The organism is Bacillus daqingensis (assembly GCF_042654445.1).
Taxonomy (GTDB): domain Bacteria; phylum Bacillota; class Bacilli; order Bacillales; family Salisediminibacteriaceae; genus Alkalicoccus; species Alkalicoccus luteus.
In genome coordinates this window covers 180,602-192,607 of sequence record NZ_JBHSGK010000001.1, presented here as the reverse complement: position 1 = coordinate 192,607, position 12,006 = coordinate 180,602, and the positions used below count along the sequence as shown (strand labels likewise).

Sequence of the window (12,006 nt, the reverse complement as noted above, 5' to 3'; positions counted from 1 at the left end):
GTTACCATGATTTTGCGCACAGCCGTGCGAAAAGAAGAAGCCGTCCAACTGTACAAATTGGACGGCGGTTACGAGCTTGCAGGCAGAAGGTCTCTGTGATCAGTAAGCGGCTACGCTTCCATCTGTTCTGGGCTCCGTTCCACCTTGCAGTACGCCTGTTTTCGGATCTTTCCAAATGATCTGGCCTCGTCCGAACATACCTGAATCATGCGTCAGCTGCACTTCATGGCCTCTTGCAGCAAGTGCTTGAGCAATATGGTTTGGCACGCTGTGCTCCAGTACAACTTTTTTACCGCTCATCCACTGCCATCTTGGTGCATCGAGAGAAGCCTGTGGATTGAGACCGAAATCGATCGTATTCATGATCATCTGCATATGCCCCTGCGGCTGCATAAAGCCTCCCATTACGCCGAATGGACCGATAGCCTCCCCATTTTTCGTAAGGAAACCCGGAATAATAGTGTGGAATGTTTTCTTTCCGGGCTGCAGCGCATTATCATGGTTTGGATCAAGACTGAAGTTATGGCCGCGGTTTTGCAGTGCAATACCGGTCCCTGGGACAACGGCTCCTGAACCAAAGCCCATGTAGTTACTCTGTATAAAGGACACCATATTGCCATCGCCATCTGCTGCTGCGAGGTAGACAGTGCCTGAAGCAGAAGGATCTCCAGCTTCCGGCGTCAGTGCCTCGTCACCGATCAGGCTGCGGCGCTCAGCAGCATACTCTTTTGATAAAAGCGCCTCAACGCTTCTGCTCATATGCTTTTCTTCAGTGATATAGGTTTCTCCATCTGCAAATGCCAGCTTCATCGCTTCTATTTGATGATGATACGTAGCTTCATCTTCCCGGGCGGCGAATGAATCATCCTTCAGCATGTTCAGGGCCATCAGCGCGACGAGCCCCTGGCCGTTGGGTGGTATTTCCCACACATCGTAGCCCTTGTAGCGGACTGATATCGGCTTAACCCACTCCGGCTTAAACGCTTCCAGATCCGACTTTCGAATATAGCCTCCGTGCTTCCGTGAAAAGGAGTCCAGCTTGTCGGCAAGCGAGCCGCTGTAAAAAGAGGCAGCCTTTGTTGAAGCAATTTCTTCAAGTGTCCTTGCATGATCCTCGGAGTGCCACATCTCTCCTGCCTGCGGCGCCTTGCCGTCAGGCGTAAAGATTCGATACCATTCGTTAAATTCTTCCCCCTGCCAAGCCTTTTGGTAAGCAACAGCTGCTTTATTCCAGTACTTCGCCAAAGTAGGGCTGAGCGGGAATCCTTCACGGGCAAGCTTCACAGCTGGAGCCAGCGTTTCTTCAAGAGTCAGCTTCCCAAACTTCTCTGAGAGTTCCGCCCATGCAGCCGGTGCTCCTGGAACGGTGACAGGTGTCAGCCCGAACTTAGGTATCTCTTCCACTCCTGCTGCTTTCAGCGTTTCAATAGACAGCTTTTCCGGGGCCTGGCCGCTGGCATTTAATCCATGCAGTTCATCCTTCATCCAAACGAGCGCAAATGCGTCGCCGCCAATCCCGTTCGATGTCGGCTCTACAACTGTAAGAGCTGCTGCTGCTGCCACCGCCGCATCAACGGCGTTGCCTCCCTGCTTTAATATATCAAGTCCAGCCTGTGCAGCCAGCGGCTGGGATGTTGCGACCATCCCATTTTTTGCAAACGTTACATTTCGGGTTGATGCGTAGGGATACGTATGTGCCTGATCTGTATTCATGAATGAACCATCTCCTCACATTGCTTTTATCTTACTGTATCACATCCGAGCGCAAAAATTAACACAATGTTAATATATATCAATAAAAAATAACTAATTGTCAAGTAAATACCGCAATTAATATTCTTTTATGTCACAACCTCATGAGCAGGAGACTCATCATGAGAACGAAAGTTTCCGTTCTAGATATGAATTAGAAATTGGATCGCGATTGACCGCCGTCTACATTCAGTGTAGCTCCAACGATCCATGAAGCTCTCTCTGAGCAGAGAAAAACAGCCGTATCCGCTACTTCTTCCACAGTTCCAAATCGGCCCGCGGGAATTTCCTGCTCGACAAATCGGTTTATCTTTTCCGGATTTTCATCGAGCCGCTTCTGCCAATTGCCAGTCGGATGCAGGATGGAGCCCGGCGCGATTCCGTTTACGCGGATCCCGTCTTGTATTACCTCATCAGCGAGTGATTTTGTCATGCTGATCATGGCAGCCTTGGCGCTGTTATAGCTCGGCTTCCCGCCGGACTCCCGTCCAAAGATGGATGAAATATTGAGGATGGCTCCGCCGCCATGCTGCTTCATTTCAGCGCAGGCAAGCTGGGCATAATGCAGCGCTGAAAAATAGTTCAGCTCCATCGCTCCGCGAAACGTATCGACCGGTGTATCAAGGTGCGTGCTCCCGGCGGATCCTCCGGCATTGTTAACAAGAATATCAATGCCGCCGAGTAAACGTAGAGCTTCATTAAAGCTCTTTTCGCGCTCCGCCTCGTTCGATACGTCCGCCTGAATCGTTTGTAGTCCAGAAAGCTCAGAAGCGGCCTGCTTTAAAGCGTCTCCTCCTCTCGCAATAACAGCTGTCCTGGCACCTTCTTTTATAAATGCCTCTGCAATACCGTAGCCGATTCCTTTTGATCCGCCTGTAATAAGTACTCGTTTATTAGTAAGGTTCAATTCCATCATGATTCCTCCAGTAAGGCTATTATTTTTTGGTGCGACACAGGAAACGCTTTTTGCTTCAATTCATCAACCGTTAGCAGCTGCTGTGCCTTCTCAAGCTTTTGTACATCGTGTACGGTTTGGTATACATCCATTTCCCAAACAAGATGGGAAAAAACGTGTCTGATTTGGGTGAGGTTTTCCCAGCTGCTTTCATCGACAGCCGGCAGCCCGTCCAGCCCCTCTTCAGAATGTGGAAATTGCCACATGCCTGCAAGCAGGCCGGTATCGGGACGCTTTTCTACCAGGTAGCGGCCCCTGCTGTCCCGAACAACACCTACTGAAAGTTGAACAGAACGCGGAGCTTTTTTCTTAGCTTTTACTGGCAGAAATTCCTGTACGCCTTCCTTTCTGGCCGAGCAGTGCTCTGCGACTGGACAAAGCAGGCAGGCAGGCTTTCGCGGAAGACATACGACAGCACCCAGCTCCATCAAAGCCTGTGTGTAATCGCCCGCTCTATTTTCCGGCAGTAAATCACGCGTAATCGCTTCAAACTTTTTTCGGGAAGCCGGCTTTGCAATATCGTCATAAATGGAAAAGATCCGGGACAGCACCCGCATGACGTTTCCATCTACCGCTGGAGCCGGAACGTTGTATGCGATCGACAAAACAGCTCCGGCCGTATACGGTCCGACACCCTTCAGCGCAGCGATCTCCTTTTCTGTAGAGGGCACGATGCCGTTGTAGTCATCTCTAACCTCTTTCACAGCTTGATGAAGGTTTCGCGCTCTCGAATAGTAGCCAAGCCCTTCCCATGCTTTCAGTACGTCTTCTTCATCTGCATCGGCAAGAGCTTCAAGCGTAGGGAATTTTGTCAAAAAGCGTTCGTAATAGGGAATAACCGTATCCACTTTTGTTTGCTGAAGCATGATTTCGGATACCCAGATCCGGTAGGGATCTCTTTCCCTTCTCCAAGGCAGGTCACGCTTTTCGTTATCGTACCAGTCCAGCAGATCGGACTGGAATTTTTTCGTATCTATAATTTGCACGTTGAAAACTCCTCTTTTGAAACAGTAGAAAAAAGGGTACACTTATGTATACTTACAGGATCTGCTGATGGAGGGAACCTTATGGATACAGCAACTCATGTCGTCATGGGAGTAGCAATCGGCGGGCTCGCTACCCTGGACCCGGTCGTATCCCAAAACCCCGCAATGACTCAGGCAGTCATGATCGGAGCCATCGTCGGATCTCAGGCTCCGGATTTTGATACTGTATTAAAATTAAAAAATAACGCCGTTTATATTAAAAACCATCGGGGCGTTACGCACTCTGTTCCCTTCTGGTTTATTTGGCCGACGCTCATTACGATCATGCTGTTTATGATCATGCCGCCTCTGAATTTGTATCATGTGTGGATGTGGACCTTTTTTGCCGTGTTTCTTCATGTATTTATTGATATCTTTAACGCGTATGGAACAAAGGCTTTTTCCCCGATCTACCGCAAATGGCTCGCACTCGGCGTCATCAATATTTTCGATCCATTTATTTTTATCATGCATATTGCCGCGATTGTAGCCTGGAGATTCGGGGCTCACCCGGGCTGGACCTTCCTCGCCATGTTTGTCGTGATAGCCGGCTACTACGTGTGGAGAATAAGGGAGCAGCGCAAGGTTTATAAAGCTGTCCACCTGGAGCACCCGGACGCTACGCACATTTTTACGTCACCGACATTCCGCTGGTCAAGGTGGCATATCGTAGTCCGCACGGATCATCTCATGTTTGTAGCAGAATGGCGCAGGCAAAAGCTTACCTATTTTGAAACGTATCCGTTTGAACCAATTCCAGAAGATCCAGTTATCGATGCGGCCAGGCACGATGATAACCTGCAGGCATTTCTGTCGTTTTCTCCGGCATACCGGTGGGCAGTCTCTATCGAACCACACGGCTACTCTGTTAAATTCGTTGACCTCAGGTACCGAAGTAAAGGGTATTATCCGTTTGTCGCCATTGTCAGACTGGATGAGAACCTGGAGCCGCTCAGCTCCTATACCGGCTGGATTTACAACACTGATTCGCTTAAACGAAAGCTGCATTATGCTTCCTGAAAAGCGTCCCGCACCAGCAGGCGGGGCGTTTTTTTAAAGTGGAAGTCCGGCAGTGACTTTTCGCAGGGTACGTTTACGGATTTGCAACATAATCAGTGAAAAAATCGCTTTTGATCGAACCACTTCTGATAGCGCGGATTGTTTTTTAATACTTCATGAAGCTCTGAACCATAATTATCAATCCATTGAATCAGCACTTTTTCCGTCATCTCTCTGCCTTTATATGAATGGCCTGCTTTAGCATATGTTGCTTCGAAGTCCTCCCATAAAAGCTCCACCCATGTCCTCGCTTCAGAATAGGAGAGCTGTTCGTTCTGCTCCAGCAGCCGATTGATGAGCCTCTCCAAAGAGTCCTGCATCAGTTATAACCCCCTATCTTCTCTCGTTAAAACAGAAATAGGCACCGCTTCCAGACCGCTGTTACCATCTCTCCAGCCCCAGGCGAATACCCCATTCATATACTTAATCGTAAACGATTCTCCTCCGCTGTTTGCAATCGGATACGTTTCCCCGGAGCGAAATGTATCAGGATCCAGCATGTATGCTTCTGCCATCAGAATCTTGCGTTCATGAACAGCGTATTCATTAATCATTCCTTTCGCTTCGGCCTTTTGCGCAGCGACCCGGAGTTCTTTAATCTCCGCCTCAAGTTCTTCACGGGACATTTTACTGTATTGTTTGCTCACGGTCATCAATCTCCTTTCCCGATACTATCAGTATACGTGTATGACAAGCTGTCATAAAGAATCTGAGCTTTCTATTTCTTCGAGAAAAATCTCGATATGTTCCGACGGGAACCCTTTTTGATAAAGGCCCTGCTTGACTCGCTGCTTTCGTTCCCAATCCGCTTTAGACTGATGCTTGCGCCACAGCTTCTCCCCCTGCACTCTGACAGCTGCCAGCTCCTCTTCCTCATCCGACTCAATATCTGCCTGCTGGAGAGCTTTCGATGCGGTCTCCATGGAATACCCCTTTTGCAGCAGAAACTGCATCAGCTTCTGTTCTTTTCGGCGGCGTGATTCACGCTTGTAGGATTTCTGCTTTTTTTCAATCAGTTCAACCGCGAGCTCCACTGCTTCTTCCTCACCATACTGTTCCATCGCATTCTCCATCTCCTTTTCAGATATCCCTTTTTGCTTGAGTTCCTGTCTGATCGTGCGCGGGCCTTTTTTGGACTGATCCTTTCTCGTGCGGACGAATGCTTCAGCAAAACGTCCGTCGTTCACAAAATCAAGCTTGCGCAGCCGTTGAATCATTTCGAAAGCATCTTCTTCTTCCACATGCTCGTGGCCAAGAATATAGTCCTTCAACTCTTTCTCTGAACGCATCCGGTAAGACAAATAATTTAACGCACGCTGATACACTTTTTCTATTTCGTCTCGTGATTTGAGCCGGGAAATATCTTCTTCTGTCAGTTCTTTTCCTTTCATCAAGTCTTCCGAAACAATCATATCTTCTGAGACGGAGAACGCATACTCTTCTTTCCCGTTCTTTTCTAAATGAATGTGGTATCGCTGCTTCGTTTTTTTAGCAGCCGTTATCTTTGCGATTTTAGGCACAACCGTTCCCTCCGTTCCTACGTTTCAACTGAGTGAGATTAAGGAATACTATACATAACCTTAAACCAGGAGGGGTTGTAATGAAAGTAGCAATCGCAGGCGGCTCCGGGCTGCTCGGCAAAGAACTTACCAAAAAATTGTTATATAAAGGGCATGACGTATACATCCTCACCCGTAACCCGCATAATAAAAAACCGTCTGACGGTATTTTTTATGTAGAATGGCTAACTGCTTCAGCAGAACCTGAAAAACAGCTGGAAGGGATCGATGCGTTTGTTAACCTTGCAGGAGAAAACTTAAATTCCGGACGTTGGACAGAAGATAAAAAACAAGAAATTCTTGACAGTCGAATTGACGCAACCCGTGAAACCATCCGTATTTTATCGGCATTGGAGCAAAAACCTGAAGTGCTGGTCAACGGATCAGCCGTCGGATATTACGGCACATCTTTTACAGAAACGTTTACCGAGGCCGACACCGAGCCTGGGGATGATTTCCTGGCTGATGTTGTCGTACGGTGGGAAGAAGAAGCAGAAGCAGCACCGGAAAACGTGCGCGTTGTTAAAACCAGATTCGGCGTCATCCTGTCCGGAGAAGGCGGTGCTCTCAAAAAAATGCTCCCTGCATTCAAGCTCGGCGGAGGCGGCCGAATCGGCACCGGTCAGCAGTGGATGTCATGGATCCACATTGAAGACGCTGCCCGCGCCATCCTCCACTGCATCGAAAATAAAGCATTTTCCGGACCGGTAAACGTCACCGCGCCGTCACCTGAAAAAAATGAAGTATTTGGAAAAACCTTGGCTGATGTTTTAAACCGGCCGTTTTGGGCTCCTGTCCCGTCCAACCTTGTCAAACTTGCCCTCGGTGATATGAGTGTGCTCATTTTAGAAGGTCAGCAGGCTGTTCCGCAAAAGCTGCTGGATCATGAGTTCGAATTCTCATTCCCCGTTCTTGACGAAGCCCTTTATGATCTAATCGGCCACTGATCTCTCATCGCCGAAAAGCCGCCCGTATGTGCATCTGCGGGTGGCTTTCTTTGTTTATTTTCAACGTCTTGAGCGGTTAGCCTGCTTGAACAAGCATTCAGCAAAAATACATGATTCCGGTACATCCTTTTCAGATAAACGTCCTAAAATCCGCTTGTCTCAATGTTTCAGCCGGATTTTCAGCGGGATGTTCTGCTCGATCTCATACGTACCCCTGCATATTTCTGGCAGACTATCCTACACATAAGCCTGCAGGTCAGGTAAGATAGAGAGAGAACGTGAAACTGACAGTTTCTGAAGGGAGAGATGTACATGCCAGCCCTGCCTCCAAGCTTTTTAGGAAAAAAAGTTTACATGGACGGTGAAAAGAAACAATATTACGTCGTAAAATACGAAGATAAGAAAGGAAAACGGTCTGTCGACGTGTTGTTATTTGAACATGAAAATCCGGTGATTTTTGGGTCACTCGATTACAACGGACGTTTTTTAGACTCCTTCTATCTCTCCAACCGTACGACGAAAGCTTCAGGTGAAGCGGTCGAACAGTTCCGGGTGATGCAGTCCAGGAGAAAGCAGCACCGGATGACACAAGATGATTTAAAGGACGCATTGAAAAGTGAAGAGGATGCAAAGAAGAAAAACAAAAAAATTGTGAAGCTTCTTCTCGACGAGCATCTTGAAGACATTAAAAATGGATGGCCGTCAAGATTAATCGCACTTCAACGCGAAGAGGACGGCGCACCGGATTCACTTATTATGAATACGCTGCTCGAAGCGACCGGGACAGCTAACCCGAAAAAAACGTATGAATACCTAAAGATGCACCGCCTGGATGATCTTGTGCCGACACTCGGTTTTTATACAGATCAACATCCCGAGCTGATTGAGAAAGTGTCTGCTGATTACTTTGCTGTGAAGCAGGGAGCTGTATTGGAGGCCTTTTTGCAGGAGACAGCCGGGGTTGTTCCTATGGAGAACGAAAAAGAAATGGAGCAGCTTCTCGTCACAGCTGAACAAATTGATCGCCGTTACGGCCGGAGCACGCTGAAAAATCTCCTTCGTATCTTATCCAGACGCGTCAAGCAGGAAAAAGATCAGTCAATGAAGGAATGGCTGTATACCATTACCGTAGATAAAAAGCTGAAGCAGGCGATTGTCCAATCATTGAAAAAATAGCTTCACTGCAAGCTTTAGACCGGTCCGCATTTTTGCGGCCGGTCTTTTTGCTGATCATCAACCGCCGGCAGACCGAACGTGCGCAATGACGTAACACCTAACAAAAAACCATGCCAGGCTGTTGAAAAAGTCTTTCAACTTACATGTTTATTCGTTTGGTTGTACTTCCCCTCTGCTTAACGAACCTGACGCGGGCTTTCCTTCAGCTATTTCTCAGGGTGCCCCCTGTATAGAGGGAGAACGGCGCGGCTTCCACGGGCACGCTGCACACATCGGGGAAACGGCTCTGCTTCCTGGAGAACAACGTCTCAACCGGCAGACGCGACTGCTTTTTTTACGTTTACCATGAATTTGATGAAGGACGGACACCCCGATTCAACATCAAAACGTCTCCTCGGGAAGGTTCGATCTGTATGAAGCCGATCGTGCAGGCCTAACCATGTACGTGAGACGGACTGCCAGCTGCCGACATCGGAGGACCTCGGTTCAGAACGAGGCGAAGAGCCGGCGGACAGCAGAAGGAAAAGCAGAGCCCCTTCCTTCCAGAAAGCGAGTGTTTGCAGTTACAGGCAGATGCAACGTGATGCACCTGAAATGACTATATCAACACTCTGAGCATTCTTTTTCCGTCATTAACAAGCCAAAAAGGGGCTGTCCCATCGATAATATCGACTTATGGGACAGCCCCTTTCGTCGTCAGTCGTCCTTTTTCGTCTCCCGATAAACGGGGTAGCTAACGAACAGCGAACCTGCTGCAATCAGCGCGTTTGCAATGTCCGTGATGTTCTCTAGCATGGTGTTCCTTCCGTTGTTGGTAGCCACCAGCCTACCTGATCGGGAAGCCGGAAGCAAGTCAGCGTCCAAAAACATGCTGAGTTACCCCCTATTCTCTTCTAATAATACCCCTTTTATCGCTCGTGGACGGTTAGTTCGATCATCGCCCTGGGCTGTTCATCAATCGTAATCTGCGAGAAAGCGGGAACCATGAATAAATCGACTTCTCGGCTTCGTTATCATGCTTTTGTTCTTCTTGCGAAGTCGACGAATTTGAACTTATCCGGCCGGTGTCTCGACTCTGTATATTGAAACAGACTGGCATCATCAAAATAGACGAAGTTCTTCACCACTACTACGGTATCGTAGCCTTCCAAATCAAGATAACCTCTATCTTCCTCCGTTGGGGCTTCCACGGTGATTTCTTTTCGTGCAAAGCTGATCGCCATGCCAAGCTCTTTTTCAATATATTCATAAATGGAACCGCGGCAAATGTCTTCTGTTAACTGCTCAACGTACATCTTTTTAAAGAAGTCTTTATCAAAAATAATGCGCTCTCCGTCGATTTCACGAATTCGGTGAACCTCCCAGACTTCGGATTCCGGCGAAGCCTGCAGCGCACCCTGCAAGCTTTTATCCGGATGAATCAGCTCCAGCTTTTTCACCTCGGTCACTGCGTTCCCGCCAAGCATGCCGGCAAGCTCTGTAAAGCTGACGAGTCCGGAAACAGGGAAGTCAAACTTCCTTGCATCCAGTACAATCGATCCTTTGCCCTGCACTTTTTGAATGAAGCCGTTTTGAGCGAGCTGGTTCAGTGCTTTGCGAATGGTCTCTCTCGATGTTTGGAACTGCTCAACAAGATCATGCTCAGACGGAAGCTTGCTGCCAGCTTCAAAGCCTCCGCCTTGAATTTGATCCGCTATCTCCTTATAAATCTGCAGATATTTATTCTGCATGGCGTCCACCTGCCCTACCTGGTCAAAATAAAAGCGGCTGTTTCGTATGGCTTAAGCCGGATCGTATCGTTCCAGCTGGTACGTTCGTAGTTGCCAATCAGCCGCTCAGCCTGCGCTGGTTGAAACTCTTCCGGAACCGGGAACAACACGTCCTCGCCATAAAAGTTGTTTAATACAATCAGGGCTTCTTCTTGATAGCGCCTTACGTAGGCAAACACATTCTGGTCATCCGGGCTGAGCAGTTCATAGCTTCCGTACGTAATAATATCATATTCTTTACGCAGCTGAATCAGCTGCTTATAAAAGTAGAAGATTGAATTCGGATCCTGCAGTGCTGCTTCTGCATTAATGGTTTCATAGTTGGCCGCAGCAGGTATCCACGGTGTTCCTGTAGTAAAGCCGCCGTGCCGCTCTGCATTCCATTGAACCGGCGTTCTGGAATTGTCACGGGATTTTGCACGAATAACAGGCATCACTTCATCGTCCGTTTTTCCTTCCGCTTTTTTTGCCTGGTAATAGTTTAATGTTTCTACGTCTCGATAGCTCTCAATGCTTTCAAACCCAGGATCGGTCATGCCAAATTCTTCTCCCTGATAAATATACGGGGTTCCCTGCATCAGATGCATACAGGCTGCGAGCATTTTGGCAGACTCGCGATGGTAGCGTCCATCATCGCCATAGCGCGTAACAACACGCGGCTGATCGTGGTTGCACCAGAACAGGGCATTCCAGCCGCCGCCTTCATGCATGCGAACTTGCCATTCTGATAAAATCTGTTTTAAAGCATAAAAATCAAAATCGGCGAGCGCCCATTTTTCTCCATTCGGATAGTCCACCTTCAGATGGTGGAAATTAAACGTCATGCTGAGCTCATTCCGGTCCGGCCGTGTATAGTTGATGCAATGATCTATCGTCGTGGAGCTCATTTCTCCAACTGTCATTGCGTCATAATGGGAGAAGACCTCCCGATTCATTTCCTGCATAAACTCGTGCACACGGGGGCCATCTGTATAAAACTTTCTGCCGTCCCCTGGTGCTGTTAAGCCATCATCATTGGGAAAGCGCTGATCTTTGGATATTAAATTAATCACGTCCAGCCGGAAGCCGTCTACTCCCTTTTTAAACCAGAAGTGCATCATATCATAAACGTCCTGTCTCAGCTGTTCATTTTCCCAATTTAGGTCCGCCTGGGTTACATCAAACAAATGCAGATAATACTGACCTGTTTTTTCATCAAACTGCCAGGCGTTGCCGCCAAATTTAGACTGCCAGTTCGTCGGCTCTGCCCCGTTTATCGGGTCTTTCCAGATATAATAGTTTCGATAGGCGCTGTCCTTAGACGAGGCTGCGTCTCGAAACCATTCGTGTTCCGTAGACGTATGATTTACAACAATATCCATAATCAGCTTAATATCACGGGAATGTGCTTCTTCAAGCAGCCGGTCAAAATCTTCCATGCTTCCGTATTCCTCATGTATACTGAAATAATCACTTATGTCATACCCGTTGTCGCGCTGCGGGGATTTGTACGGAGGTGTCAGCCATATGACATCCACTCCAAGCGTTTGTAAATAATCGAGCTTCTCAATGATCCCCTGCAAGTCTCCCGTACCGTTTCCTGTAGTATCATTAAAGCTTTTCGGATAAATTTGATAGACGACGGCTCTGCGCCACCATTCCTGCATTGTATTCATGTGTCAGCCTCCTCATATCGGTATCTGCCTGCATTATAACTTGTATATACAAGATAGTAAAGCTGCACCTCTGCTACGATTCCTTTCCCTCTGCCGGCTGCAGACAAGC

At 48.0% G+C, this 12,006-nt stretch carries 11 protein-coding genes; 3 read left to right on the top strand and 8 right to left on the bottom strand.

What is annotated here, in order from left to right:
- Nucleotides 1-99: 99 nt before the first annotated feature.
- The 3 genes from ACFO4L_RS00890 to mutY all read right to left on the bottom strand — a co-directional run bounded on the left by ACFO4L_RS00890 (nucleotide 100) and on the right by mutY (nucleotide 3,693).
- Nucleotides 100-1,713 carry a gamma-glutamyltransferase family protein gene (locus tag ACFO4L_RS00890; RefSeq protein ID WP_377907748.1) on the bottom strand — a complete coding sequence of 538 codons (1,614 nt, stop codon included), beginning with the start codon at nucleotides 1,711-1,713 and terminating at the stop codon, nucleotides 100-102.
- Between the two features lie 193 nt (nucleotides 1,714-1,906).
- Nucleotides 1,907-2,665 carry an SDR family NAD(P)-dependent oxidoreductase gene (locus ACFO4L_RS00885; protein ID WP_377907747.1) on the bottom strand — a complete coding sequence of 253 codons (759 nt, stop codon included), beginning with the start codon at nucleotides 2,663-2,665 and terminating at the stop codon, nucleotides 1,907-1,909.
- The gene (gene mutY / locus ACFO4L_RS00880) at nucleotides 2,665-3,693 is read right to left on the bottom strand and encodes an A/G-specific adenine glycosylase (RefSeq protein WP_377907746.1); all 1,029 of its coding nucleotides are present in this window, start codon (nucleotides 3,691-3,693) and stop codon (nucleotides 2,665-2,667) included. The genes ACFO4L_RS00885 and mutY overlap by 1 nt, the downstream gene beginning before the upstream one ends.
- An 81-nt stretch (nucleotides 3,694-3,774) precedes the next feature.
- Here mutY and ACFO4L_RS00875 point away from each other — a divergent pair, with 81 nt between their 5' ends.
- Entirely contained in the window at nucleotides 3,775-4,752 is a 978-nt protein-coding gene (locus ACFO4L_RS00875; RefSeq protein WP_377907745.1) for a metal-dependent hydrolase, read from the top strand.
- Between the two features lie 92 nt (nucleotides 4,753-4,844).
- Here ACFO4L_RS00875 and ACFO4L_RS00870 read toward each other — a convergent pair whose 3' ends face one another.
- From ACFO4L_RS00870 to recX, 3 genes are read right to left on the bottom strand one after another with little or no spacing between them, the layout of a single operon-like run.
- Entirely contained in the window at nucleotides 4,845-5,111 is a 267-nt protein-coding gene (locus ACFO4L_RS00870) for a YfhJ family protein (protein ID WP_377907744.1), read from the bottom strand.
- A 3-nt stretch (nucleotides 5,112-5,114) separates the two neighbouring features.
- Nucleotides 5,115-5,438 carry a YfhH family protein gene (locus tag ACFO4L_RS00865; protein ID WP_377907743.1) on the bottom strand — a complete coding sequence of 108 codons (324 nt, stop codon included), beginning with the start codon at nucleotides 5,436-5,438 and terminating at the stop codon, nucleotides 5,115-5,117.
- Between the two features lie 51 nt (nucleotides 5,439-5,489).
- The gene (recX, locus tag ACFO4L_RS00860) at nucleotides 5,490-6,311 is read right to left on the bottom strand and encodes a recombination regulator RecX (protein ID WP_377907742.1); all 822 of its coding nucleotides are present in this window, start codon (nucleotides 6,309-6,311) and stop codon (nucleotides 5,490-5,492) included.
- 80 nt (nucleotides 6,312-6,391) lie between these two features.
- On the opposite strand from recX, the gene ACFO4L_RS00855 reads away from it, so the two are divergent.
- The gene (locus ACFO4L_RS00855; protein ID WP_377907741.1) at nucleotides 6,392-7,297 is read left to right on the top strand and encodes a TIGR01777 family oxidoreductase; all 906 of its coding nucleotides are present in this window, start codon (nucleotides 6,392-6,394) and stop codon (nucleotides 7,295-7,297) included.
- A 312-nt stretch (nucleotides 7,298-7,609) separates the two neighbouring features.
- Nucleotides 7,610-8,473: a hypothetical protein gene (locus ACFO4L_RS00850; RefSeq protein WP_377907740.1), complete on the top strand. Its 864-nt coding sequence runs from the start codon at nucleotides 7,610-7,612 to the stop codon at nucleotides 8,471-8,473.
- 1,013 nt (nucleotides 8,474-9,486) lie between these two features.
- On the opposite strand, the gene treR is transcribed toward ACFO4L_RS00850, so the two are convergent.
- Together treR and treC are read right to left on the bottom strand one after the other, a co-directional pair.
- Entirely contained in the window at nucleotides 9,487-10,203 is a 717-nt protein-coding gene (gene treR, locus ACFO4L_RS00845; protein ID WP_377907739.1) for a trehalose operon repressor, read from the bottom strand.
- Nucleotides 10,204-10,217: 14 nt separating this feature from the next.
- Nucleotides 10,218-11,888: an alpha,alpha-phosphotrehalase gene (gene treC / locus ACFO4L_RS00840; RefSeq protein WP_377907775.1), complete on the bottom strand. Its 1,671-nt coding sequence runs from the start codon at nucleotides 11,886-11,888 to the stop codon at nucleotides 10,218-10,220.
- Nucleotides 11,889-12,006 lie beyond the last annotated feature (118 nt).

What these genes read in the sequence shown, in the direction of transcription:
- treR (WP_377907739.1), bottom strand. Translation starts at nt 10,203, where the DNA reads ATGCAGAATAAATATCTGCAGATTTATAAGGAGATAGCGGATCAAATT.
- ACFO4L_RS00875 (WP_377907745.1), top strand. Translation starts at nt 3,775, where the DNA reads ATGGATACAGCAACTCATGTCGTCATGGGAGTAGCAATCGGCGGGCTC.
- ACFO4L_RS00890 (WP_377907748.1), bottom strand. Translation starts at nt 1,713, where the DNA reads ATGAATACAGATCAGGCACATACGTATCCCTACGCATCAACCCGAAAT.
- ACFO4L_RS00870 (WP_377907744.1), bottom strand. Translation starts at nt 5,111, where the DNA reads ATGCAGGACTCTTTGGAGAGGCTCATCAATCGGCTGCTGGAGCAGAAC.
- ACFO4L_RS00855 (WP_377907741.1), top strand. Translation starts at nt 6,392, where the DNA reads ATGAAAGTAGCAATCGCAGGCGGCTCCGGGCTGCTCGGCAAAGAACTT.
- ACFO4L_RS00850 (WP_377907740.1), top strand. Translation starts at nt 7,610, where the DNA reads ATGCCAGCCCTGCCTCCAAGCTTTTTAGGAAAAAAAGTTTACATGGAC.
- treC (WP_377907775.1), bottom strand. Translation starts at nt 11,888, where the DNA reads ATGCAGGAATGGTGGCGCAGAGCCGTCGTCTATCAAATTTATCCGAAA.
- ACFO4L_RS00885 (WP_377907747.1), bottom strand. Translation starts at nt 2,665, where the DNA reads ATGGAATTGAACCTTACTAATAAACGAGTACTTATTACAGGCGGATCA.